Here is a 22,927-nt window from a genome sequence, read left to right as displayed (position 1 = left end):
GGTCACTGACTCGCGCTCAATGCCCTGCTGGACCTGGTCCGGCAGGGCATTGTCGGGTAGGATGAAGACCATGCCGGAATTGCTGAACCTGCCTGCCTCTGCCCTCGACGCCTACCGTGGCGCGGTTCTCTCTATCGGACGTCAGCATCCTCTGGTCGAGGAGGAGCTCGAAGGCCAGCTCCAGCCACTGCATTACCCGGCTTCCCGGCACGACCGCGCCGAGTTCCTCGCCGAGCACGGGGAGACGATCAAGATCGCGGTGGCCACCGCCGGCAGCGGGGTCGACGCCATGATGCTGGACCGGCTGCCGCACCTCGAGGCCGTGATGAATTTCGGGGTCGGCTACGACGCTCACGACGTCGAAGGGCTCCGCGAGCGCAACATCCCGCTGTCGAACACTCCCGACGTGCTCAATGAATGTGTCGCTGACACCGCACTGGGGCTCTACCTCGACACCATGCGTCGCTTTTCGGCGGCCGACCGGTTCGTGCGCAGCGGAAAATGGCAGGAAGGGCCGTTCCCCTTCAGCACCCGAGCACACCACCGCCGGGTGGGCATCCTCGGGCTGGGGCGCATTGGCTTCGATATTGCCCGCCGCTTTGAAGCCCTGAGCAGTGAAATCCACTACTGGTCCCGCCGCGCGAAGGACACCCCGGGCTACACCTACCACGCCACCCCGCGGGAGCTGGCCGAGAATGTTGACGTCCTCGTCGTTGCTATCGTGGGTGGTCCGGAGACCGTCGGTCTCGTCGACGCAGAGATCCTCAGCGCGCTGGGGGAGCGTGGCGTCGTCGTCAACATCGCCCGTGGTTCGGTCATCGACGACGAAGCACTCATCGCCGCGCTGCAGAACCGCACCATCACTGCTGCCGGTCTCGACGTGTTCGTCGACGAACCCAACGTTGATGACCGTTATCTCGAGCTGAGCAACACTGTCCTCTACCCGCACGTTGGATCCGCCACACGCGAGACCCGCGAGGATATGGCGCGGCTGACTCTGGAGAACGTGCGCAGCTGGGTGACCAGCCAGACCCTGGTTACTCCAGTCTAGAAGACCAGGCTGAGTCCAAAGACCCCGATGATGCCCAGCACGGCCAGCACCGTGGTTTAAGTCCTACGCACCGCCAGCGCCTGCCCGACGCTGAGGTTGACGTACTCCTTGAACAGCCAGAAGCCCGGATCGTTGACGTGGCTGAAGGCAGTCGACCCGCACGCGGTCGCCAGGACCATCAGCTCGGGTGAGGCACCGGTGGCAGCCACCAGGGGAGCGGCCACACCGGCAGCGGTGGCGACGGCAACCGTGGCTGAGCCCAAGGCGATGGGCAGCAGCGCGGCAATCACCCAAGCGAGCAGCAATGGGCTGAAATTCAAACCGCTGGTGGTCTCGGCAATGTAATCGGCAATGCCCGCCGAGACGAGCACCTCTTTGAAGGCACCGCCGGCACCCATCACCAGCAAAATCATCGCCATGGCTTGAGCGGCGTCCTATGTCAATGCGGGCAATATCGGACTGCCGATCGCGCTGTTTGCCGCCGGCTCGGCTATGCCCGCCGTCTCCGTGCTAATGGCGCAGCTGTTGGTCATCGCCCCGATCTACCTCACGGTGTTCTCCTTCCTCTCCCGCCACCGGGCCGAGACGAAGGAGCCGCTGTGGACGACGGTGCTGAAAGCAGTGGCGAATCCTGTGAGCATCGCCGCCGTCGTCGGCGCAGCGGTGTCACTGACTTCCTGGACGCCGCCAGAGGTGATCTGGCAACCCCTGGACATGCTGACGAAACTGGCCCTGATGCCCACAGCGGCCTGGTTGCTGGGGCACTTCGTGTTTGGGCTCAGTGGGCTCGAGCTGTTCGGGGTGGTAGCCATGGCGGCACTACCCACCGCGCAGAACGTGTTCCTCTTCGCATCCCAGTTTCGGCTGCCCACCTTGTTGGTGCGTGACACGATCTTCGCCAGCTCTTTCCTCTCGCGGCCGGTGATCCTCCTGATTACTCTGTTGCTGGCTCCCGCATAACGCTTGCAGAGTCACCGGGGTCACAGTGTGTCCTCACGTGACCGATCGGTCAGGTCGTCCAGCGTTTTCGGACTACGGTGCTCGCATGTCTTCAACTCGCACTGATATCCAACCCCGGCAGAGGACCCTGCCCGGGTGGATGACCAATTTCGGATTCCAGATCCTGGCCGCTCTCGTGCTCGGCGTCGTTCTCGGCCTGGTGGCCCGCGCCGCTGGCCACACCGAGGAGACCCCGACCGGTCTGGGCACGACGCTGCAACTGATCGGCTCCAGCTACATCTCCTTGCTGCGCGCCGCGGTGATCCCACTGGTGTTCTTCGCCGTTGTCGCCTCCATCGCCAACCTCGCGCAGGTCACCAACGCCGCCCGCCTGGCGTGGAAAACCTTGCTCTGGTTCGCCATCACCGCGTTCATTTCTGTGCTCATCGGCATTGCCATGGGCGCGATCTTCCAACCCGGCGTCGGCACCGGGCAGGAAGCCCCGGAGGAATACGCGGGCCGCACCGGCGACTGGCTGGCGTTCCTGCAGGGTCTCATTCCCTCCAATTTCCTGGGACTGTCGGCCTCGACCACTGCCGGTGACGACGGCACCATGACGACCTCGGTGTCGTTCAACGTGCTACAGATCCTGGTGATCGCGATCGTCGTCGGTGTGGCCGCCTTGAAACTGGGCAAGAAAGCCGAGCCGTTCCTGGACTTCTCGCAGTCCACCCTGGCCGTGATCCAGAAGGTGCTGTGGTGGATCATCCGTATCGCTCCGATCGGCACCGTGGGTCTGCTCGGCAACGCGGTGGCGTCCTACGGCTGGACCACCATGGGCGCCCTCGGCACCTTTGTGCTCGCCATTTATTCCGGTCTGGCTATTGTGCTGCTGGTGCTCTACCCGGTGCTGGTGAAGGCCCATGGGCTGAGCATCCGCAAGTTCTTCTCCGGTGTGTGGCCCGCCTTCCAGTTGGGCTTCGTCTCCCGCTCCTCGATCGGCACGTTGCCGGTGACTCAGCGCGTGGCTGAGCGAAACTTCGGAGTGCCTACCGGTTACGCTGCGTTCGCAGTGCCGTTGGGCGCCACCACCAAGATGGACGGCTGCGCTGCTATCTACCCGGCGATTGCCGCGATGTTCGTGGCCCAGTTCTTCGGTATCCAGCTGACGCTGGCCGACTACGCGCTCATCGTGGTGGTCTCCGTGCTTGGGTCGGCAGCGACCGCGGGCACCACCGGTGCCGTCGTGATGCTCACCCTGACCCTGTCCACCCTGGGGCTGCCGCTGGCCGGTGTCGGCCTGCTTCTCGCCGTGGACCCCATCGTCGACATGGGCCGCACCGCCGTGAACGTGGTGGGTCAGGCCCTGGTGCCTGCGCTGGTGTCGAAGCAGGAAGGCATCCTGGACGAGTCGCTCTACAACGCCAAGCACGCCGGCGTGGAGCTGATGAATGACGACGTTGAACTGGCCGAGCCGGAGACGCAGGACGTGGTCGACCACGCGCAAGACGAGCCGGTCGACGCCGAGCGCGTCGGCGCCGAGGCCGGATCGGCTCAGCGACCCAGCGTGTGACGCAAGGCCGAGGTCAGGTCCGGGTGCCGGAAACGGTACCCGGACCTTTCCAATGCGGCCGGAGCAAGGCGTGCCGAACTCTGCGCCAGCTCTCGCGCTCCCTGAGCACCCAGCAGCAAGGCCGGGGCGATGTTCGGGGTACGCAGCACAGTTGGTCGATGCAGAATATCGCCCAGGGCGGCGGCGAACTCGCGCTGCTGCACCGGCTGCGGGCTCACCGCGTTGACCGGTCCAGTGACCTCGGGCCGGACGACCGCCCACACGTAGATTTGCGCCAGATCATCCAGGGACACCCAAGGCTGCCACATCCCGCCCGAGCCCATCGGGCCACCGGCACCGGCCTGATACAGCGGCAGCTGGGCGGCCAATAGCCCGCCAGCGGAGGAAAGCACCAGCCCGGTGCGCACGGTGACGACTCGGATTCCTGCCTCGGCGGCACCGGAAGCCACCTGCTCCCACTGTCGACACACCGCGGCCAGAAAATCATCTCCACTGGGTGCGGTCTCATCGAGGTGGGCGGCATCCTCATCGTGAGCGCTCGCATCGTGACCGTAGAACCCCGAAGCCGAGGCGCTGATGAGGGTGTGTGGACCGCCTCGGTCGGCCACGGAACGCAGTGCGGTGACCAGGGTGGAAGTGGAGTCGACCCGGGACGCGAAGACCGTCCGGCGATGGGCTGCGGTGAAGGGGCCTGCGATCGAGGCTCCGGAGAGGTTGATCACCGCGTCGACGCCGATCAGTAAGGACGCATCGAGTTCGCCCTGCGCGGGGTCCCAGCTGATGTGGTGCTCGTCGATCCGACGGCTGGGGCCGGAATGGCGCACCAGGGTGATCACCCGGTGGCCGCCGGAGCGCAACAGCGCCGAGACTTGGGTTCCCACCAATCCGGAGGCACCGGTGATCGCCACCGTCAGGGGGTGATCAGTGGCAACCTGGGCCTGGAAATCCAGGTCGTCGCGCATCACTCGCGACCGGAAGGCCATGATCCGCTCGAGCTCGGTGTCGAAGCGGGCGGCGGCCCCGGGGATGCTTTCGATGGCGGCGGGAAGTTCATATTCGATCCGGTCCTCGATCCGGCACGATGCGTCCGATTCGACGTCGACAAACCCGTGCTGATGCGTCCAGGAGCGCAGGGGACCGGACTCCATCACATCGGTGAACCCGTGCCCGGGCTCCCATGCGGTGTGCAACGCCTCCCAGCGCACCCCCGCACGTCGGGCCAGCCGAGCCGAGGGTAACAGCGATACGAGCCCGGCGGGTCCCATCAGCAACCGGGCTCGAGACCCGGGATGCAGCCCCTGATCTGGTTCCTGCAACACCGTGGTCGACCAATCCGGACTCAACCGAGGCAATACTCCGCCGCGCTCGTGCCAGGCCGCGACGGTCTCACGGGAATGGGGCACAGTGATCATGTGCTCGAAGAGGTGGCGACGCGGTGAATCTGCTGACATGGTGGCTCCGTTTCCGCTGGTGGGCGTGGCCCCAGGCTACTCGGTGATCCTGGCCACGTCGCGGTGTCACCATCGGTCACTCGGTTCAGTTGAAACCTCGCGGGGGAATACACTGGGTGCACCGCCATGTTGAGCTGAGCATCCGCACCCGGGCATGTAGATCGAAAGGCCATTTTTCTGTGAGCACCCCCACCTCTGGACCATCTCCCGATCCCGTCTCTCAGGCGGCTGACCCGTTCGGCTTCACCGGTCTCACCTATGACGACGTCCTGCTGCTGCCCAACGCCACCGACGTCATCCCCGCCGACGCTGAGACCACCACCCGGCTCACCCGGCGCATCAACATCAACGTTCCCGTTATCTCGGCCGCCATGGACACCGTGACCGAAGCCGGTCTCGCCATCGCCATGGCCCGTCAGGGCGGTATGGGCATCATCCACCGCAACCTCTCGATCGAGGACCAGGCCACCGAGGTGGACCGGGTCAAGCGCAACGAGTCTGGAATGATTATTGACCCGGTGACCGTCGGCCCCGAGGAAACCCTCGAGGAGCTCGAGGAACTCTGCGCCCAGTACCGCGTCTCCGGCCTGCCCGTGGTCGACGAGAACAAGGTGCTGCTGGGCATCGTCACCAACCGCGACACTCGCTTCATCCGCCGCGAAGAATTCGCCACCCGTACCGTGCGCACGGCCATGACCCCGATGCCACTGGTCACCGGCAAGGTCGGCATCTCTCGCGAAGAAACCGTGGAGCTATTCTCCACCCACCGCATTGAAAAGCTGCCACTGGTGGATGACCAGAACCGCCTGCAGGGGCTGATCACCGTCAAGGACTTCGACAAGGCCGAGCAGTACCCCAACGCCGCCAAGGACGACGAGGGCCGACTGCGCGTCGGCGGCGCCGTCGGTTTCTTCGGCGACGGCTATGACCGGGCCATGGCGCTGGTGGAAGCCGGCGCGGATGTCCTCGTCGTCGACACCGCCAACGGCCACACCCAGGGCGTGCTCGACATGATCGCCCGTCTGAAGAAAGACCCGGCTTCGGCCCACGTCGACATCATCGGCGGCCAGGCAGCCACCTACGCCGGCGCCAAGGCTATCGTTGACGCCGGGGCCGACGCCGTGAAGGTGGGTGTGGGCCCGGGCTCGATCTGCACCACCCGCGTCGTCGCTGGCGTGGGTGTGCCGCAGATTACTGCGATCTATGAAGCCTCCAAGGCCACCATCCCCGCGGGTGTTCCCCTGATCGCCGACGGCGGTCTGCAGCACTCCGGCGACATTGGCAAGGCCCTCGTGGCCGGCGCTGACTCCGTGATGCTGGGTTCGCTGCTGGCCGGCACCGCTGAGTCGCCCGGCGATCTGGTCTTCTACAACGGCAAACAGTTCAAGGCCTATCGCGGCATGGGTTCGCTGGGTGCCATGCAGACCCGCAATGGACAGCGATCCTTCTCCAAGGACCGCTACTTCCAGGCCGATGTGCCCACCGAAGACAAGCTGATCCCCGAAGGCATCGAGGGCCAGGTGCCCTACCGCGGTCCGCTCTCAGCGGTGCTGCACCAGCTGGTGGGCGGCCTGCACCAGACCATGTTCTACACCGGGGCACGAACGATCGACGAGCTCAAGCGCGATGGCCGATTCGTGCGCATCACTCCTGCGGGTCTGAAGGAATCCCACCCGCATGACATCATGATGACGGTGGAAGCGCCGAACTACCGCGCCCGCTGACCCTACGGGAAGCCTAAGGAACGAGAAGCACTGTGAGCTATGAAGTGGAGATCGGCCGCGGCAAGCGCGGCCGTCGTGCCTATGCCCTGGACGACATCAACATCGTCCCCACCCGCCGCACCCGCGGTCCGGAAGACGTCAACCTGGATTGGCAGATCGACGCTTTCAACTTCGGCATGCCGGTGATCGGTGCGCCGATGGACTCGGTGATGTCACCGGCCACCGCCATCGCGCTGGGCAAGCTCGGCGGCATGGGCGTGCTCAACCTGGAGGGGCTGTGGACTCGCTACGAGAACCCCGAGCCGGTTCTCGAAGAGATCGCCGCGTTGAACGCCGAGCAGTTCTCCCCAGAGAACACCGCCCGGCTTCAGCAGCTCTACTCCGCGCCGATTCAGCCGGAACTGATCAGCCAGCGCATCGCCGAAATCCGTGACGCCGGTGTGGTGGTCGCCGGGGCCCTGACCCCGCAGCGCACCCAGGAGCACTACCGCACGGTGATCGACGCTGGCGTGGACATGTTCGTCATTCGCGGCACCACCGTCTCCGCCCAGCACGTCTCCGCCACCCAGGAGCCACTGGATCTCAAGCAGTTCATTTACGAGCTCGACGTTCCCGTTATTGTCGGCGGCGCGGCCGGCTACATTCCGGCGCTGCATCTGATGCGCACCGGTGCCGCTGGTGTGCTCGTCGGCTTCGGTGGCGGAGCCTCCTCCACTACCCGCCGCGCCCTGGGTGTGCGTGTGCCGATGGCGACGGCTATATCGGACATCGCCGAGGCCCGACGCGACTACATGGATGAGTCAGGCGGCCGCTACGTGCACGTCATCGCCGACGGCGGACTGGGTAACTCCGGCGACATCGTCCGGGCTCTGGCCATGGGCGCCGACGCCGTCATGCTGGGTGCTGCACTCGCCCGCGCCGGGGAAGCCCCCGGCGCCGGCTGGCACTGGGGCGCCGAAGCAGCACACCCGACGCTGCCGCGCGGCGACCGCACCCAGGTGGGCACCGTCGGCACCCTGGAAGAGGTCCTGGTGGGCCCCACCCACCACACCAACGGCACCGCAAACCTGATGGGTGCCCTGGCCCGGGCTATGGCCTCCTGCGGCTACACCGAGCTCAAGGAATTCCAGAAGGTTGAGGTCCAGGTGGCCTCGCCTCCGCAGTCCTGACCGTCGTCCACTTACGAGAGAGAAGAGCAGCCCGATCAAGGATCCCGCGTGCTGAAAACCGCCCTGAAACCCCAGTGGATCGGCTTCCTGATCCTCGCGATCGTCGTGTCCACGGTGTTCGTGTTCCTCAGCCGGTGGCAGTTTGAGCAATCTGTCTCCACGGCGCCGCCGCCGCTGAGCCAGACGGAGACCCCGGTCGAGCTCACCGAGCACTTCGAACCGGGCGAACCGCTGATGGGCGCCCAGGCCGACCAGATCGTTACCTTCACCGGTACGGTGGATGCGGCCAGCACGGTCGTGATCGAAAATCGGCTCCGCGACGGCGAAACCGGCTACTGGCTGGTGGCCCTGGCCGATGTGGACGACGCCCCCGGAAGCTACGGGATCCCCGTGGTCTGGGGCTGGAGTGCAGAGCCGCCGGCCGCGGATTCCGAAGCCGAGCTGCGTGAGCTGTTCACCGAAGCCATCGGAGTGGACGCATCGAGCACCACGGTAGAGGTCACCGGACGGCTGCTGCCTCCCGAAGGCCCTGTAGCCGGTGCACTGGACCGCTCTGTCACCCCGATGACCAACGCGGCGGTGGCGACTTCTGAACTGGTCAACATCTGGAACCAGCCGCTCTACGCCGCCTACATTGCCGCCAGCAGTTTCGCCCCTATCGGTGCTGATGGCTCCGCCGGCGAGGCGCTGGAAGCCGACGGTACCGCCGGCATCGAGCAGGTATTGGTGGCCCCGCAGCCGCAGGAGCAGGAAGTCGTCTGGCTCAACATCTTCTATGCCATCGAATGGATCATTTTCGCCGGCATGGCGCTGTACCTGTGGTGGCGGTTCATGCGCGACGACCACCTGAAAGACCGGCGCGAGGAACTGCTCGACGAAGAATGGGAGCGCCAGTGGCGCTCCCGCGAGTTGGAACGACGTCGAGCTGAAGCACGTGCTGCCAAAGCAACCGCCGAAAAGGCGTATCACCAGTTTCACGGCGAGACCGCCCCGAACCAGGAGGACCGATGAGTCACCCGCAATCAGAACCGGTGAACCCGGCCGAGTTGCCCGATCCGGAGCAGATCACCGAAGCCGACCTGCCGCCGGCACCGCCGCGTCCCAGCGGCACCCAGCGCCGATTCGGCGGCACCAACCGGCAGATTCGCGGTGCGCTGACCTTCTACAAGATCTGCGCCTGGCTCACCGGTATTCTGCTGCTGCTTCTGGTGGCCGAAATGGTGCTGAAGTACGGGTTCAACCTGGAGCTCTTCGCCGGCGGCACCCGGGTCGGCCTGGAGGACGCCTCTGCCGCTGGTGCCACTAACGTGCTCGGTTTCCACCCGGCCGGCGAGATCGTCGACGGGATCAACATCTCGCTGCTGATCCTCATCGTCCACGGTTGGATGTACGTCGTCTACCTGTTGGCCAGTTTCCGCCTTTGGTCGCTGATGCGCTGGAACGGGATGCGCCTGCTGCTGATGGCCGGTGGCGGCGTGGTGCCTTTCCTGTCGTTCATCGTCGAGAAGCAGATCCACCGGCAGACTGTGGCCGAAGTCCAAGCCCACCCCGAGGCCGTGCGCCGCTACTAGCGGGCCCGTCCAGAGAATCCTCGAGCACCGACTATTCTGGAAGCCGTGATGACCGCCGCAGATAATCCTCAGATCTCCGCCGATTTCCCCACCGTGTTGGTGGTCGACTTCGGCGCCCAGTACGCGCAGCTGATCGCCCGCCGTGTGCGAGACGCCCGCATCTACTCCGAAGTGGTGCCGCACACGCTGTCCGCTGAAGAGATTCTCTCCCGGCGCCCGGCCGCGCTCATCCTCTCCGGCGGACCCTCCTCGGTGTACGAAGACGGCGCCCCACGCCTGGACCCGGCCCTGCTCGAGGCCGGGGTGCCCGTGCTGGGCCTGTGCTACGGCTTCCAATCCATCGCGGCGGCACTGGACGGCACCGTGGCCAAGACTGGAGCCCGCGAATACGGCTCCACCCGCTTGCAGGAGATCTCAGGGGAGTGCACGCTCTTCGCCGGGCAGGACGCCGATCAGGTGGTGTGGATGTCCCACGGCGACGCCGTCACCGAGGCGCCGGAGGGCTTTGCCGTCACCGCCAGCACTGCTGGCGCCCCCGTCGCCGCGTTCGAAGATACGGACCGGCGAATTTTCGGCGTGCAGTGGCACCCCGAAGTGGGCCACTCCGACCGCGGCCAGCAGGTGCTGGAGAACTTCCTGTACCAGGGCGCAGGACTCACCCCGACCTGGACCACCACCAACGTCATCGACGAGCAGGTCGCTCTGATCCGCGAACAGATCGGTGAGCACCGGGCCATCTGCGGTCTCTCCGGCGGCGTCGATTCGGCGGTTGCCGCGGCTTTGGTGCAGCGTGCCATCGGTGACCAGCTCACCTGCGTGTACGTCAACCACGGGCTGATGCGTCAGAACGAATCCGACGAGATCGAGAAGGCTTTTGGCAAAGCAACGGGCGGGGCCAAACTTGTGATGGTCGACGCCGAGGACGTGTTCCTGGACGCCCTGGCCGGCGTCACCGACCCGGAAACCAAGCGCAAGATCATCGGCGAAAAGTTCATCCGCACCTTCGAGCAGGCCCAGGCCGATATTGTGTTGGCCTCGCAGAACGACCCGAACGCCACCGACGTGAAGTTCCTGGTGCAGGGGACTCTGTACCCAGATGTCGTCGAATCCGGTGGGGGAGAGGGCACCGCCAACATCAAGTCCCACCACAACGTGGGCGGACTGCCCGACGACATCGAATTTGAACTCTGCGAACCGCTGCGCGCCTTGTTCAAGGACGAAGTCCGGGCTGTCGGCTCGGAGCTGGGACTGCCCGACGAGATCGTGATGCGCCAACCCTTCCCCGGACCGGGACTGGGCATCCGCATCATCGGCGAGGTCACCAAGGAACGCCTGGACCTGCTACGTGAAGCCGATGCCATTGTGCGCGAAGAGCTCACCGTTGCCGGGCTGGACCGTGAGATTTGGCAGTGCCCCGTGGTCCTGCTCGCAGATGTCCGTTCCGTGGGCGTCCAGGGCGACGGTCGCACCTACGGCCACCCGGTCGTGTTGCGCCCAGTGACCTCGGAAGACGCGATGACCGCCGACTGGGCCAAGGTGCCCTACGACGTGCTCAGCCGCATCTCGAACCGCATCACCAACGAGGTGGACGGCATCAACCGCGTCGTGCTGGACGTGACCTCGAAGCCTCCGGGCACCATCGAGTGGGAGTGATTCGGGCGGTTCGGACTGTGAATTCACACCGAACCGGCCGAATCCTCATGTCGTCACCGGGTTTTCGGGGCACGGTGGGTCACACTATTCTGTGAGCACAACTGTGTGCACGCCGAACCGGTGACCCTCCGGAGGCGGCGAATGGCAGAGGAAGGACGACTGTGAGCCACTCGGACGACCGCACCCCCCAGGCAGACTCCACCGAACCGGTCGAGGACGCCCCCGCGGCAGCCCAGACGGACGTCACGGACGCCACCAGCGCCGAGCCGGACACCGGTGGAGAAGTTACCGCTGGCGCCCCGTTGCCCGAAGACCTCGAAGCCAACGCCGCCGCTGAATCCGACACGGCCGAGTCTGCCGAGGCGGAAGCTGAGTCCGAGGTGGATTCCGAACCTGAGCCCCCCGCTGAGGAAGAACTCAGCGCGCCGCAACCGAACGAGCCCCGGTTCAGCTTCGATGAGTGGCTCACCGGGCTGCGCACCTCCACCAGTTCCGACACCATGCTGCGCTTCGGCCCGACGGCGAACAATAGCATCGACGTCACCCATGCCCACCCCTCCGGGCTCACCCAGTTCGTCACCGGGCGCCGCACCCGGCTCTCCACGCTGCTGCGGGATCAGAGCGGTCTGGACCAGGCCTACGTTGCCGCCCGGCAGATCAGCGCCAAAATGGAAGAGCTCTCCGCCGATCGCGGCATCGACGTCGGCTACGCTGCAGCGGGCCTGGCCACCTGGCGGGTCTCCGAAAACGGGCATTCCGTGCAGATGTCGGCGCCGGTGATGCTGGCCCGGATCAGCCTCACCCAGCGTTCCGGACGTGACGACTACGAAGTCCAGATCACCGAACGCGCCCGGCTGAACCCGGCCTTGGTGCGCTTCTTTGCCACCACCTACGGCATCACCCTGGACCCGGCAGATTTTGAGCGTGCGGCCTACGTCACCGCGAAGTTCGAGCCGCAGCCGGCCCTGGAGCTGCTGCGTGCCCACAACTCGTCAATCCGCGGGCTCGTGGTGGAACACCGCCTCGTGCTCTCCACCTTCGCCGACCTCACCGACTCCGCCTCGGCCACCTCGCAGCTGATCTCCACCGACCACCCGGTCATCAACGCCCTGTACCGCGACGGTGCCGAAGCCGACGTCGACGTCACCGAGCTCGACGACGCCGCCCTGACTCCGATCGACGAGCGCGACCCGGCCGAGGAACTGCTCGTGCTCGACCTGGATCCCTCGCAACAGACGGCGGTGGACCATATTCTGGCCGGGCGTTCCCTCGTGGTCTCCGCCCCTCCCGGCACCGGCGAAACCCAGACCGCCGTCGCCGCTGCCGCCGGGCTGGCAGCCGAGGGCCAGCGGGTGCTCATCGTGGCCGAACGCACCGCCACCCTGGATGACGTGCGCCGTCGCCTGGAACGTCTCGACCTCGCCAGCCTGGCGCTCAACGTCTCCTCGTCCACCACCCCGGCACACCTGCGCGAGCAGCTCATCCACGCCCTCCTGCGCGGCGAGCGGGCCACCGAGCCGGCTGTGAAGCGCGTGCAGGCCACCGTGCAGGAGCGCCGCCACCGCTTGGCTGACCACAGTGCCAGCCTGCACCAGGTGCGCACCCGCTGGAACTGCTCGCCCTTCGAAGCGATGCGCGAACTGGCCCAGCTCACCGCCCTAGACCCGGCCCCGGCCACCACGGTGCGGCTGAAACGCTCGGTGCTGGATGCCACCGTGAACCGCGAGGCCGTCGCCGAGCAGCTCCACCGAGCCGCCGAGCTGGGTGCCTTCTCCCGCCAGGCGGTCGAGTCGCCCTGGTACGGGGCGCGGTTGCGCAACGTCCAGGAGGCCGAAGAGGCGTACACCCTGGCCGAACAGGTGGCCAAAGCGCTGCCCGTGGTGCGGGTGAAGATCCAACAGGCAGCCGCCCAGTCGCAGCTGCGCACCGGCGACACCGTGACCTCCTGGTCGGAACAGATCGAGTTGCTCCAGCACGTGCGCGGTTCCCTGGACCACTTCACCCCGGATATTTTCGACCGGCCCGTCACCGACCTGATCGCCGCCACCGCGTCGAGTTCCTGGCGCCGCGAACACGGGGTGGAGATGTCGGCGATGACCCGCTCCCGGCTGCGTCGTGTGGCGAAGGAGTACGTGCGCCCCGGTATGCACGTGGACGACCTGCACACCGCCCTGGTCAAGGTGCAGTCGCAGTTGACCGTGTGGCGGCAGTGGGCCACCTCCCAGCGCCACCCGGTGATCCCCTCCGGACTGGAATCCCTGGCCGAGGAGGGCCGCGCTCTCGCCGAGAACCTGGAACGGCTCCAGCAAGTATTGGCCACCCCCGAAGCCGACACGCAGCGGCTGGAGAACCTGCCGATCAGCGAGCTGGCCGTGCTGCTGGACCGGCTGGTGGCCGATCAGGACACGCTACAGACCCTGCCCGAGCGCACGTTGGTGCTGGATCAGCTGCGCGAACAGGGCCTGGCCGAACTGCTCGCCGATTTCCAGGACCGCGAGATCCCCGCAGCCCAGGTGCGCGCCGAACTCGACGTCTCCTGGTGGCAGTCCGCCCTGGAAGCCATGATTTCTGGGGACGACCACCTGGCGATGATGGACGGTGCCGAACTGCGCCGCATCGACGCCGAATTCCGGCTCGCCGACGCCGCCCACCTCGCCGCTGGCCCGTCACGATTGCGGCACCTGCTGGCCACCCGGTTCGAGGCGGCTACCGGTTCTCACCCGGAAGCGGCCGATGCGCTGCGGAACCTGCTCAAGGGCGGGGCGCCGGAGATCTCGGAGCTGGCCGAGATCGACGCCGCCGTGCTGCAGCCGCTGGTGCCGATCTGGACCACCTCCCCGCTGGCCCTGGCCGAAATGCCCGCCGACCTGCGCTTCGACACGGTGCTGCTGCTTGACGCCGAAACACTGGCGGTCGCTTCCGCGCTGGGGCCGATCGCCCGCGCCACCCAGACCGTGGCCTTCGGCGACGCCGTCTCCGGACGCCCGCAGCCCTTTCAGGTGGCGGTCGATTCAGCCTCCACCCGGCGCACCCCGACGGATGCCGAGTCCACGCACGCCGCCCTGTCACGGGTGCTGCCCCAGGTGCCGTTGCGCTACCAGCATCGCGGGGTCTCCCAGCGGCTCACCCGGCTGTTGGGCCGCCAACTCTACGGCGAGCTCGACCGCCTGCCGTCCGCCGAGGAATTCACCGGGCTGGGGGAGCCCGCCGTCGTCGTCGAGCACGTGCCCCAGGGGGCGGTCTCCTGGCGCGATGACGGTATGGAATCCACCACCGCAGAGGTCAACCGCACCGTGGACCTGGTGTTTGAGCACCTGAAGAACCACCCGACCACCTCGCTCGCGGTGATCACCGCGACCGCCACCCACGCTCGACGGGTGGCCGAGGCGATCCGGATGAACCTGCCCGACAATAAGTGGGCCATGCCGTACTTTGCGGCTGACTCCGGCAACGGCGGCGAGCCTTTCGTGGTGGCGCCGATGGAGCGCGCCCACGGGCTGGTCCGCGACGCCATCATCTTCACTCTGGGCTACGGTCGCGGGGCGCAGGAATCGGTGGTGCACCACTTCGGTCCGCTGTCCGAGCAACACAGCCACCAGTACTACGCCACCGCGCTGACCCGGGCCCGGTCCAGCCTGCGGATTCTGACCTGCATTCACCCCGCTGACCTGGACCCGAAGCGGCTGCAGGGCGCCTCTTATCACCTGCGCGAGGTGTTGGAGATGTTCCTGCGCGACGCCGATGAGCCCACGCGCACCGAGTCCGGTGCTGGTACTGATGCTTCCGCATCGGATCCGTTGATTCACGACATCGCTCAGCTGCTCGACCAGCGCGGGGCCACCGCCGAGGTGGACGGCGCCGGGATGATCGACCTGGCCGCCTGGAACCCGCGCCGACTGCCGCAGTGGGACGGGGCCGAATCTGAGGACTATGCCGCCCCGGTGGCGCTGTCGTCGGATGGCTCCGAGCGGGGCCGGGCGATGAGCGTACGCGAGCGGTCCCGGTTGCGGCCGGCCGCCTTGGAACGGCTGGGCTGGCGACACCAGCCACTCTGGACGATCGACGTGTTCTCGAACCCGCTGGGTGTGACCGAGGAGATCGCCGGGCTGTTGGGCCTCCCCGCCGACGACGGGGAAGCCACGCGCTGATGAACCGAGAATCGGGGGAGCATCCGCGCCCGCGCCGGTCGCGCCGTGTGGATGCTCCCGGCACCGGGCCTGCCGAGGCCGACCATGCAGAGCCGCGTCTGGACCCGGAGGCGACGGACGCGGCTCCGCCGCGCAAACCAGCCGAGCGTCCCATGCAGACCTTGGGTGCGCTGAGCGAGCGGGATCGCTGGTTACTCGAGCAGCGACCCCCGCACTGGGGCTAAGCCCCGGGGAATCACGACGTGCTGGTGGCGGCCTTCGTTGAACTGGAGGTGCTGGAAGAACTCGATGAACCGGTAGAGCTCGACGAGTTGCTCACGGAGCTGGACGACGACGATCGGGAATCGGTGCGGTAGAAGCCGGAACCCTTGAAGCTGACCCCCACAGCACCGAACTTTTTGCGCAGCGTACCCTGGCATTCGGGGCAGACGGTCAGCGCGTCGTCGGTGAAGGACTGCACGGCGTCGAAGGTGTGACCGCAGTCTTTGCAGGCGTAAGCGTAGGTTGGCACGGCGATGGCTCCTCGAGATCTCCTCAGTGCTCCGTTCGGACACTCCAGTGTAGTCCTTCCGGGGTGAGCACCGCGTCCGTGGGACGGTCCATCTCGTCCCGCGGCACTCGCTCCACCAGTTCATGGGTGTACACCACCGCCACCGTGAGCGGTGTCGGCTCCGACAGCTGCGCCAAAAACCGGTCGTAGTAGCCGCCGCCCTGACCCATCCGGTACCCCGCGGGGTCTACCGCCTGCGCGGGCACGAACACGACGTCGACCCGGCTCATCAGCTCCACCCCGAACCGCTCGCCCACCGGCTCATCGATCGGTGCCACCGCGGAACGTTCCATCGCCACCGATGGGAACCAACGCACCCAGCCCAGCTGTCGCTGCGGCAGACTCACCGGAACATACACCTCAACCCCCTCGGCTGCCAGGCGCGCGTGCAACTGACCGGTATCGGGTTCCGCGCCGTAGCTCATCACCGAGGCCACCCGGCCGTGCCAGGGCTGCCCCGTGTTCTCCGCCTGCTGCTTCCGCTCGGCCAACAACGTGAGCGCGCCGTCAGTCAGCGCGGCCGACTGCGCGGCACGCTCGAGCGCGGGCAGCTCGCGGCGTCGTCGTCGATACTCTTGGCGGAACCCGGTTTTCTCTGCGTCCGTCATGGTGACCTCTCAAGCGATGCGTCTGTTTCAACGGTGCCGGTGGGGGTGACTATGCTCGAGTATATGAGTCGAGACGCCGGACCGTTCGACCATCTCTCCGGGGCGTGGCCGGTCACGCTCGAGCACGGTGAGCTGGTGCTGCGTCCCTTTCGCGCCCGTGACCGGGACGAATGGGACGCGGTGCGCCAGCGCAATGCAGCATGGCTCACCCCCTGGGACGCCACCACCCCGGACCCCTCCCGCGCCCCGCGGTCATTCCGGGAGATGGTGCGCACCCTGAATCGCGACGCCGCCGCCGGGGGCGGGTATCCATGGTTGTTGTGTCTGCGCGACGACGACGCCCCGGTGGGTGCCCGGCCGCGGATCATCGGCCAACTGGTGGTCTCCCATGTCATGCGCGGGGCCGCACAATCGGCCAGCATTGGCTACTGGATCGACCGAGACGTGGCCGGGCGCGGACTGATGCCGCGTGCCGTGGCCATGGTGGTGGACTACCTGTTCAGCCGGGCCAGGCTCCACCGGGTGGAGATCAACATTGTGCCCCGCAACGGGCCCAGCCACCGGGTGGTGGACAAGCTCGGCTTCCGTCACGAAGGGGTGCGCCGGAACTACCTGCACATCAACGGCGCCTGGGAAGATCACGATACGTACGCCCTCACCCTGGAGGACGTGCCACCGGGCGGGCTACTGGCCCAGCTGCGCAGATGATCCGCTCGCCGATTCTTGGCCTGATTCTGGGCCAAACTCAGCGACACACCCGGATGAATCACAACGGTGTGATTCGCAGTGAGTACCGTTGAGACGTGGACCATCGTATTCAGGAACTGGAAGAGTCGCTCGCTTCGGCGCTCGGCGCGCTTCCGGACGTCCGCGTCCCCACCGCCATGCTGGTGCTGGTGGCTGTGCTGACCTGGATGCTGTTGGTCTCCCGACAGGAACTGCAGATCGCACCGAGTCTGCGCGACCGGGTGGTACGACGACGTCGCCAGTGGGCGTCTCGCATGGAACGCCGCGCTGAGACTCGGTCCCGGCCGAGCACGTCCACCCCAGGCAGCATCCGGAGGAACACCATGGCACCGAGCACCCCGCACCGTTCCGCATCGACGGAAGGGCACGCCGAAGGCCCGACTCCGAGAATGACTGTGCGCTGGGGTCGCACCGCCGTCTTCCTCGTGGCGGTGCTCGCCCTGGGTACCTTCCTGGTGACCGGAATCGCGTCCGCCTTTGGTGCCGCCACCGTGACCGTGGCCGGGATCTCTCTGCTGGTGGTCGTGGGGTCGCTGGCCACCCTGCGCGGACTCGCCCTGCGCGATCAGCGCCGTCGTCGTGCCCAGCGCGTGGAAGACGCTTTCGCCGAGGCCGCCAACCCGAGTCAGCCCGTGCACGTCCGGACGGCGCCTGCGGGGACTGCTGAGAAAGTCGTCACGCACCGTGATGCCCCCGTCTTCGACCATCAGCCGGAGACCGTTGCCCCCGAATCTGCAGAGCGCGATGCCGACACTGCGGTAGCGATGCAGGCCGCGGAGGCTACCGCGCGGCCAGTCGCGACGGCAGAGACCGACTCCGAGGGCTTACTCGAGGGCACGGCGGAAGACGAACGTCCGGCCGTGGCCCGAGTGCCGCGTCCCATGTACCTCGATGCCGCCGAGGTGACGCGTCCGGAGCCGGAGCCGATCGAGCCCGAAGCCGAGCCGGTGGTGTCCCCGAACGTGCAGCTCAAGGACGGCGTCTCTGCCGAATACCAGGCACAGTTGGCCGCGCGCGCCCACCGCCGCCTCGATTTGGACAAGGTGCTTGAACGCCGTCGAGCCATCTGATCCCGGCCTCCACCCCGGGGATCTCGACACGGTACTGGGACGTCTGCTCGGACGCCTCGGCCACACCCTGAACCGATGGAGCCTGCGCGAGGTCGATCGCACCGGCTCCGCCACCACCCTGCTCATCGAAGCCCATGTGCGCACCGGTGGGTCCGGCGAGACGGAACGGCACGTGGGGCTCACCACCGCGGAGCTGCCCGCGGGCACCGTGGCCGGCACGGACATGCTGCACGGAATCCGCTGGTCGCTCTGGATGCATCCGCATGATCCCCGGTTGCCCGGACTCGCCCGTGCCGTCGACCCGGAACATCTGCGCCGCCTGATCGGTGCTGAACCCCTGTTTGAGCCCCTGTTGGCGTTACGGATGATCAGCTACCGGCCGCTGCGTCGAGCGGTCCTGCGTGCGGATGTGGGTGCTACCGCCCAGACCCCGGCGCGCAGTATCTACCTGAAGGTGTTGCCCGACGACGTCGCAGCAGCCACCGTGTTGCGCCACCGGCTACTCAGTGAGGCGGACGTGCCCGTGGCCCCGGTACTCGCCGCACCCGAACTCGGGATGGTGGCCCTGGGGGGTCTGGCCGGCCGCTCGCTGGCCTCGCGCCTGGTGCACCACCGTACCCGTGAGGACGACGCGCAGCAGATTCTCGGCGTGTTGGATCGGCTGCCCGCCACGGTGCTGGACCTGCCGACCCGCCCAGGCTGGGCCGCACGCCTGAGCGATCTCGCCCCGCGCACCCACCCGCTACTGACCGATCAGCAACGCCGCTGGGACACCGTGCTGGAAAAGATTCACTCCGGGCTGCAACGGCAGGATCCGGGCCCGTTGGTGCCCGTGCACGGGGATCTCTACGAGGCGCACTTACTGTTCGACGGGGGAGCGCTCACCGGGTTGCTCGACGTAGACGGGGTGGGCCCCGGGCACCGAATCGACGACGCCGCCTGCCTGCTGGCGCACCTGTCTGTGCTCCCCACCGTGGATCCCCGCTACCGGAACGCGACCACGGAGCTGCGGGAGCTGCGGGAGCGGCTGTCCGCCTCGATCACCGGACCGGCGGCCGGGTCGGACGCGGTGTCACCGCACGACCTGGCGCTGCGCACCGCCGCGGTGGTGTGCACCCTGCTGCCGCCGGACCCGGTGCTGAGGGGTACTCCGCGCGCCGAAGCCGCCCGGCATCACGCCCGCGAACTGGCCCTGCAACGCCTGCAGATCATCGAATCTCTGGTCGCTCCACCGCACTAGGGCTGCGGTGCATCGGAGTCGCCTGCGCCGTCGGTAGGGTCGGGGTTTTCGGCATCGTCATCAGTCAGCTCTGCGGCAATCTCTTCGGCGCGCTGCTTGGCTTCGGCGGCACCCGGCTCATCCTCGGTGAGTTCCAGCGCTTGGGCCAGGCCCAGCCACGCCGCCATGCGTACCGAGGCCGCGGTCGAGCCATCGTCGGCCAGCAACCGGAACAGCGAGGCGGCTTCGTAGGCTTTGCTCTGTTCCAGCAGCACGTGGGCGGCGAAGAGCTCCGCCTGCTGGGCGGCGGTGCGATCATTGGAGGCAGCGTACAGATCAGCCGCGGTCAGCGCGGTGGAGACCGCCGCCGGGCCGTCGTGCAGCGCCCAGAGCGCCCGGGCCCGGGTATCGGTGTAGTCGGCGTGATGCCAGTCGGCGGAGGCGGATTTCGCGAGTTCAATAGCTTCGTCCAGCAGTCGCACGCCGTCGGTGTCGCCGCGTTCGGAAAGCACATGGCCCAGGGCGTGCAGGGCCTGGGGGAGTACCCCGGCCTCGGAACGCTCCAGCCGGCGGGCGATTTCCACGGCCCGGGTCAGCCGGACCACGGCTTCGTCTTGGCGCTGTTCGCGGGAGAGCAGCGCCCCGGTGGCCAGCTGCACGCGGGCGGCCTCCTCCAGGAAGTCCAGTTCGGTGAAGAGGTCGGCGGCGCGGTCCCAGTGCTCAAGGGTCTCCTGCGCGCGGTCCTGGTGCCGCAGGGCGTGCCCCAAATCCACCAGCGCCCGGCCCAGGGCGATCGAATCGTCCATAATTTCGGCACGGCGCACCAGACCCGTGAGCACCTCTTCGGCCTCGCGGAAATCCTCCACCTCCAGCAGCTGGTGCCCCAGAGCCAGACCGAGCGCAATGGACTCCGAGATCTCGCCCTGCTCCGCTTGCTGCATGGCCAGCCGCCAGGCCAGCACGGCTTGGTGGTTCTGCCCGGCGGTCTGACTCACGGTAGCCAATAGTCCGGCAGCGGAGGCAGCCCCGGGGCGCACGCCCAACCGGGCGTAGAGCTCGCAGGAGCGCAGCGCATATTCGGCGGCGTCGTCCCAGGAGCCTGACTGCTGGGCCACCACGGCGCGCACCATCCACATCGCGGCCCGCACCGCACGGTTGCAGCCCGACTCCAGCAGCTCGGTGGCGGTGGCGGCCGCGGCGTCGCCGTCCTGATGCATCAGCAGTACGTGGGCCAAGAACATGGTGACCGAAATGCGCTGACCCGAGGACACCACGGCGTGGGCGGCGACCCGGGCATCCAGGGCGCGCAAGGCTTCGCGTAACAGGTCGACGGCTTCTTCGGCCCGCTGTTCTTCGACGCGGGCCACCGAGAGGGCGACCAAGGCATCCACCAACACGGTGTCACGGGGGTCGACGTCGCGCTCCTGCTCCACCACCCCGGCCAACACGGAGGCATCGAACGACTCCGGTTCGCGCAGCAACATGGCCCCGAGCTGCACTTCCAGTTCCGCCTGATGCGGCTGGCCCACTTCGCGCAGCACGGCCGCACGGGCGCGGACCGCATCCTCCGGGTTCTCGCCGGAGGCGGCCAGCACGGTAGCCAGGGTGCGGTACAGGGCCAGGCGGTGTTCGGGGCGCTCGCTGCCCGGGGCCTTGAGCCCGGATTGCACGGCGCGCCGGGCCCGGGGCTGATCGTCGGCATAAGCGGCCTCATGGGCCAGATCCAGCCAGCCCGGCGCGGTATCCGCCGTCTCCTGACTCCACAGCGGGGCCTCATCGATGCTACGCAGTAAGCCGTTCAGGCGGGTGGACACCTCTCCGGCGGCGGAATCGTCGGGCGCGCCGGTGCGGTTCTGTGGCTCGGTCATGGTCATCCCAGTCTAGTGCGTCGTCACAGCCGGGATCGAACCCGAGAGCTACTAGACTGTGCCCATGACCTTCGACTGGCGTCCCGGAGCCTATGCCCTGATCGTGCGCGACGACGCGATCCTGCTCAGTCTCTGGGATGGACCGGTCGAGAAGGTGTGGACGCTACCCGGGGGTGGCATCGAATTCGGCGAACAGCCCGAGGAAGCCTGTCGGCGCGAAGTTTCTGAAGAAACCGGCTACCAGGTGCGGCTCGACTCCCTGCTCAGCGTGTCCACCTACACCATTCCGGCCGAGCAACGGCTGAGCGCCGAGGGCCGCGCCCTGATGATGCACCGCACTCTCTACACCGCCACGGTGGTTTCCGGGGACCTGCGGCCGGAAACGGACGGATCCTCCATCGACGCCGCCTGGTTCCCGCTGTCAGAGCTGGGTCAGCACCGGCACTCCACGTTCGTTAGCTACGCCCTGGCCCAGCTCGAGAACCGGACGGTGCCCAGCGAATGAGTGCGACGGTTCCCGCACCGGCCCGACTGCTGGTCCTGGCCGGACTCAGTACGCTGCTGCTCGCCGGATGCGCCGGCGAACCCGAGCCCGAACCCTCGGCCGAGCCGGCACCTACCCTGTACATCGCCGCCGCCCCGGCCGCCCTGGATCAGGCGGTGGGGCACGCCCTGGCCGAGTATCTGCGCGATCAGGGTGCCACTGTGACCGTCAACACGGTGGCTGAGCCCTGGCGCTCGCAGTCCGGCACCGACATCGCCGTCGTGAATTCGCTTGCCCTGGCCGCGGCCGAGCACACCGACTCCAGCGGCTCCACGGATGACGAGTTTTCCGTGTCCACGGACGTTGAGACCTACCTGGAGGATTCCAGACAGGAGGTGCTTGCCGAAACCCCGGGGACCCTGCGGCTGAACCTGGTGACCAGCGTCGCCACCGCGAGCTTCTACGGACTCGAATCCGTGTCCGATCTGAACCCGGAGCAGCGTGGCTCCGCCGGCCAGGGTGTGCTTGACGGGCTCACCGATTCCGGGGAACCCGAACGCTCGGAAGTCACCGCCAACAACATCTGTCCCGAACTCGACTGGAATGTGGGCGCCGTGGCCCCTGCACTGGCCGGCCTCGTCGTCGAGAACCTGGAGGACCTGGGCTGCACGGTCGACGCCCCCTCCGACGGCGAGGCCGCTCCCAGCTCCACCACTGATCCCACCGCCGCCACCGTCGAGCACCTGCTCACGACCCCCGACGCCGCCGGGCTGCTCTATGGGGCCGACCCGCGCATTGCTGACCTTGGATTCGCTACCCTGCAGGATTCCGAGCAGCTGCTGCCCGAAGGCCGGTTCCTCCTTCTTGGCGATGCCGACGCCCTCAATACCGCCACCGAGGCGATCGGTGAGCCGGTCCCCAACGCCGTCTCCACGCTGGCCTCCCGACTCGACGGCGAACAGCTCACCGAGCTCACCCGCATTCACCAGCACGCCGACTCTGCCGCCTTGGACCTCGACGCTTCCACCACCGCCCGCTATTGGTTGTTCGACCAGCAGCTCATTGACGCACCCGATGGCTGGTTCTAGCCGTCCGCGTTTGA

Annotated in this window: 20 protein-coding genes; 15 read left to right on the top strand and 5 right to left on the bottom strand. The window is 67.3% G+C overall.

Annotated features, from left to right (window positions below; translation table 11 throughout):
* Nucleotides 1-70 precede the first annotated feature (70 nt).
* Nucleotides 71-1,051: a 2-hydroxyacid dehydrogenase gene (locus tag P8192_RS10345; protein WP_278156832.1), complete on the top strand. Its 981-nt coding sequence runs from the start codon at nucleotides 71-73 to the stop codon at nucleotides 1,049-1,051.
* 56 nt (nucleotides 1,052-1,107) lie between these two features.
* On the opposite strand, the gene P8192_RS10340 is transcribed toward P8192_RS10345, so the two are convergent.
* Nucleotides 1,108-1,470, bottom strand: a complete 363-nt coding sequence (locus P8192_RS10340) for a hypothetical protein (protein WP_278156830.1) — start codon at nucleotides 1,468-1,470, stop codon at nucleotides 1,108-1,110.
* Between the two features lie 73 nt (nucleotides 1,471-1,543).
* Between P8192_RS10340 and P8192_RS10335 the strand changes: the two genes are divergently transcribed.
* Together P8192_RS10335 and P8192_RS10330 are read left to right on the top strand one after the other, a co-directional pair.
* The gene (locus tag P8192_RS10335) at nucleotides 1,544-2,011 is read left to right on the top strand and encodes a hypothetical protein (protein ID WP_278156828.1); all 468 of its coding nucleotides are present in this window, start codon (nucleotides 1,544-1,546) and stop codon (nucleotides 2,009-2,011) included.
* Between the two features lie 85 nt (nucleotides 2,012-2,096).
* Complete coding sequence (locus P8192_RS10330; RefSeq protein ID WP_278156826.1) at nucleotides 2,097-3,563, top strand: dicarboxylate/amino acid:cation symporter; 1,467 nt, start codon at nucleotides 2,097-2,099, stop codon at nucleotides 3,561-3,563.
* Here P8192_RS10330 and P8192_RS10325 read toward each other — a convergent pair.
* Nucleotides 3,545-5,014, bottom strand: coding sequence for a TIGR01777 family oxidoreductase (locus P8192_RS10325; RefSeq protein WP_278156824.1), 1,470 nt, complete (start codon nucleotides 5,012-5,014; stop codon nucleotides 3,545-3,547). The genes P8192_RS10330 and P8192_RS10325 overlap by 19 nt on opposite strands.
* A 179-nt stretch (nucleotides 5,015-5,193) precedes the next feature.
* On the opposite strand from P8192_RS10325, the gene guaB reads away from it, so the two are divergent.
* The 7 genes from guaB to P8192_RS10290 all read left to right on the top strand — a co-directional run bounded on the left by guaB (nucleotide 5,194) and on the right by P8192_RS10290 (nucleotide 15,503).
* The gene (gene guaB / locus P8192_RS10320; protein WP_278156822.1) at nucleotides 5,194-6,738 is read left to right on the top strand and encodes an IMP dehydrogenase; all 1,545 of its coding nucleotides are present in this window, start codon (nucleotides 5,194-5,196) and stop codon (nucleotides 6,736-6,738) included.
* Between the two features lie 32 nt (nucleotides 6,739-6,770).
* Complete coding sequence (locus tag P8192_RS10315) at nucleotides 6,771-7,907, top strand: GuaB3 family IMP dehydrogenase-related protein (protein ID WP_278156820.1); 1,137 nt, start codon at nucleotides 6,771-6,773, stop codon at nucleotides 7,905-7,907.
* 48 nt (nucleotides 7,908-7,955) lie between these two features.
* The gene (locus P8192_RS10310) at nucleotides 7,956-8,918 is read left to right on the top strand and encodes an SURF1 family protein (protein ID WP_278156818.1); all 963 of its coding nucleotides are present in this window, start codon (nucleotides 7,956-7,958) and stop codon (nucleotides 8,916-8,918) included.
* The gene (locus P8192_RS10305) at nucleotides 8,915-9,478 is read left to right on the top strand and encodes a DUF3817 domain-containing protein (protein WP_278156816.1); all 564 of its coding nucleotides are present in this window, start codon (nucleotides 8,915-8,917) and stop codon (nucleotides 9,476-9,478) included. The genes P8192_RS10310 and P8192_RS10305 overlap by 4 nt, the downstream gene beginning before the upstream one ends.
* Nucleotides 9,479-9,526: 48 nt before the next feature.
* Complete coding sequence (gene guaA / locus P8192_RS10300) at nucleotides 9,527-11,131, top strand: glutamine-hydrolyzing GMP synthase (protein WP_278156814.1); 1,605 nt, start codon at nucleotides 9,527-9,529, stop codon at nucleotides 11,129-11,131.
* 161 nt (nucleotides 11,132-11,292) lie between these two features.
* Entirely contained in the window at nucleotides 11,293-15,279 is a 3,987-nt protein-coding gene (locus P8192_RS10295) for a DUF4011 domain-containing protein (RefSeq protein ID WP_278156812.1), read from the top strand.
* Nucleotides 15,279-15,503 (top strand): hypothetical protein, encoded by a 225-nt coding sequence (locus P8192_RS10290; protein ID WP_278156810.1) that lies wholly within the window; start codon nucleotides 15,279-15,281, stop codon nucleotides 15,501-15,503. The genes P8192_RS10295 and P8192_RS10290 overlap by 1 nt, the downstream gene beginning before the upstream one ends.
* Before the next feature lie 11 nt (nucleotides 15,504-15,514).
* Here P8192_RS10290 and P8192_RS10285 read toward each other — a convergent pair whose 3' ends face one another.
* Both P8192_RS10285 and P8192_RS10280 read right to left on the bottom strand, forming a co-directional pair.
* Nucleotides 15,515-15,790: an FmdB family zinc ribbon protein gene (locus tag P8192_RS10285; RefSeq protein ID WP_278156808.1), complete on the bottom strand. Its 276-nt coding sequence runs from the start codon at nucleotides 15,788-15,790 to the stop codon at nucleotides 15,515-15,517.
* 23 nt (nucleotides 15,791-15,813) lie between these two features.
* Complete coding sequence (locus P8192_RS10280; RefSeq protein ID WP_278156805.1) at nucleotides 15,814-16,437, bottom strand: 5-formyltetrahydrofolate cyclo-ligase; 624 nt, start codon at nucleotides 16,435-16,437, stop codon at nucleotides 15,814-15,816.
* A gap of 63 nt (nucleotides 16,438-16,500) precedes the next feature.
* On the opposite strand from P8192_RS10280, the gene P8192_RS10275 reads away from it, so the two are divergent.
* The 3 genes from P8192_RS10275 (at nucleotide 16,501) to P8192_RS10265 (ending at nucleotide 19,494) form a co-directional block, all read left to right on the top strand.
* The gene (locus P8192_RS10275) at nucleotides 16,501-17,145 is read left to right on the top strand and encodes a GNAT family N-acetyltransferase (RefSeq protein WP_278156804.1); all 645 of its coding nucleotides are present in this window, start codon (nucleotides 16,501-16,503) and stop codon (nucleotides 17,143-17,145) included.
* Between the two features lie 95 nt (nucleotides 17,146-17,240).
* A complete protein-coding gene (locus P8192_RS10270) occupies nucleotides 17,241-18,254 on the top strand; it encodes a hypothetical protein (RefSeq protein WP_278156802.1) in 1,014 nt (337 codons plus the stop codon).
* Nucleotides 18,232-19,494 carry an aminoglycoside phosphotransferase family protein gene (locus P8192_RS10265; RefSeq protein ID WP_278156800.1) on the top strand — a complete coding sequence of 421 codons (1,263 nt, stop codon included), beginning with the start codon at nucleotides 18,232-18,234 and terminating at the stop codon, nucleotides 19,492-19,494. Before P8192_RS10270 ends, P8192_RS10265 begins: the two co-directional genes overlap by 23 nt.
* Here P8192_RS10265 and P8192_RS10260 read toward each other — a convergent pair.
* Nucleotides 19,491-21,341, bottom strand: coding sequence for a tetratricopeptide repeat protein (locus tag P8192_RS10260; RefSeq protein ID WP_278156798.1), 1,851 nt, complete (start codon nucleotides 21,339-21,341; stop codon nucleotides 19,491-19,493). The two genes, P8192_RS10265 and P8192_RS10260, sit on opposite strands and share 4 nt — an antisense overlap.
* Before the next feature lie 64 nt (nucleotides 21,342-21,405).
* Here P8192_RS10260 and P8192_RS10255 point away from each other — a divergent pair, with 64 nt between their 5' ends.
* Together P8192_RS10255 and P8192_RS10250 are read left to right on the top strand one after the other, a co-directional pair.
* Nucleotides 21,406-21,846, top strand: coding sequence for an NUDIX hydrolase (locus P8192_RS10255; RefSeq protein ID WP_270104768.1), 441 nt, complete (start codon nucleotides 21,406-21,408; stop codon nucleotides 21,844-21,846).
* Complete coding sequence (locus tag P8192_RS10250; protein ID WP_278156795.1) at nucleotides 21,843-22,913, top strand: hypothetical protein; 1,071 nt, start codon at nucleotides 21,843-21,845, stop codon at nucleotides 22,911-22,913. The genes P8192_RS10255 and P8192_RS10250 overlap by 4 nt, the downstream gene beginning before the upstream one ends.
* The last annotated feature ends 14 nt before the right edge of the window (nucleotides 22,914-22,927 follow it).

The sequence above is a fragment of the Citricoccus muralis genome, assembly GCF_029637705.1.
Classification (GTDB): Bacteria; Actinomycetota; Actinomycetes; order Actinomycetales; family Micrococcaceae; genus CmP2.
The sequence above is the reverse complement of the archived record's forward strand: the minus strand, read 5'-3'. Positions and strand labels throughout refer to the sequence as shown.